Source organism: Sphingomonas sp. P3_C6, from assembly GCF_056402595.1.
Window position 1 is genome coordinate 1 of record NZ_JBFUHB010000061.1, and the last position, 1,364, is coordinate 1,364.

2 protein-coding genes and 1 pseudogene are annotated in these 1,364 nt (G+C 57.5%); 2 read left to right on the forward strand and 1 reads right to left on the reverse strand.

The genetic code is table 11. The annotated features are described in order from the left end of the window. The coding region (locus AC1DT7_RS24160; RefSeq protein ID WP_478035524.1) for a transposase at window positions 1-187 on the reverse strand (187 nt) is incomplete at its 3' end. Between the two features lie 303 nt (window positions 188-490). Here AC1DT7_RS24160 and AC1DT7_RS24165 point away from each other — a divergent pair. Both AC1DT7_RS24165 and AC1DT7_RS24170 read left to right on the forward strand, forming a co-directional pair. Continuing rightward, a complete protein-coding gene (locus AC1DT7_RS24165; protein WP_478038860.1) occupies window positions 491-826 on the forward strand; it encodes a hypothetical protein in 336 nt (111 codons plus the stop codon). A gap of 247 nt (window positions 827-1,073) precedes the next feature. Then, window positions 1,074-1,364 (forward strand): annotated as a pseudogene (locus AC1DT7_RS24170) (transposase); the annotation flags it as partial.

Consider the following 1,364-nt stretch of genomic DNA (forward strand, 5'->3'; position numbering starts at 1 on the left):
CTGGCCTCATGTTGCCGTGGCCGGGAAACGCCGATCCAGGGTCGCCTTCCGCTTCGCGGATCCACTTGCGCAGCACGTTCGCATGCACATCCAGATCGCGCGCTGCCTGCGATGCCGAAACGCCACGCTCCAATACCAGCTTCACCGCCTCGAGCTTGAACTCCCGGCTGAACTTCCGTCGTTGCATCGTCACCCTCCGGTTCCAAAAACACCTTATCTCGGTGTCCACGAAACCGGGTGCAGCTCAGTAGCAGCTTTCAGGTCTGATGGGCGTCGCGGTGGAGATCGTGGTTATGATGCACCGCGATCTGGGGATTTTTGTGCGTGTCAGCCTGACGGGTAGCTGGTATTAGGCCTTCGAAAACCTATGGAATCGTTGCGAGGCGTCCAACAAGCCATCCGCCCAATCCATCATAGACCTTATAACCGACTTCCATGATCCGGCATCTGTCACGCTCGTCGGAATCTTGGCGGCCCCTGAAAGGATATCATGAAGCGCCACATATCGATGCTAGCCTTGGTTATCGGCATATTTCAAAGTGCGGCCGCCAATGCCACGGGGCCTGGTTTTACATCTGCCGGGGTCATTACCGACTATTATACCGATGCGAACCAGACCGGAATCACCATTCCCGGCCTGAGCAATCCAATGGGCTGTTCCAACTCTAACAATTATATACTTTCATCATCGGCAGCAAATTACAATGCGATGACAGCCGCAGCGCTGACTGCTTTCGCTTCTGGTTCGCAAATAAGATTCTATGTCGTCGGCTGCGATTCTACCGGCAGTTCGCTCGTGTCAGCCGTTTCGCTCCACCGTCCATGATCCAAAGATTGCTCGCTTGTTCATAGGCAGATTGTGACCCTGTAACGTAAGTGCGGGTGTTGCGGGTGGTATCGACGGCCGCCCGGTGTCGCGACGGAATTGGTCGCCGATCCGATCGCGCCTTCGTCTCCAGCCCTGGATTGGCGGGGACGGTGGTTATGCAGGCGTCCCCGGTTTCCTCTGACGTGCTCCCCTGAAATGTGACCGCGGATAAGTAGAGTCCGACACGCGAAGGGAGTCGGACGGGATGAAGCGGAGCAGGTTCAGCGAAGAGCAGATCATCGGGATATTGAAGGAGCAGGAAGCGGGGATGGCGACGGCGGCTGTATGCCGGCGCCACGGGATCAGCCCAGCGACGTTTTACAACTGGAAATCGAAGTTCGGCGGGCTGGAGGTGTCGGAGACCAAGCGGCTACGCACGCTCGAGGAGGAGAATGGTCGGCTGAAGAAGCTGCTGGCCGAAGCGATGCTCGACAATGCGGTGCTGAAGGATCTGGCGTCAAAAAAATGGTGACGCCCGGCGCGAAGCGGGAAGCTG

Bases quoted from the DNA above. Each gene is read 5' to 3' on its own strand.
- AC1DT7_RS24165 (WP_478038860.1), top strand. From the start codon at position 491: ATGAAGCGCCACATATCGATGCTAGCCTTGGTTATCGGCATATTTCAA.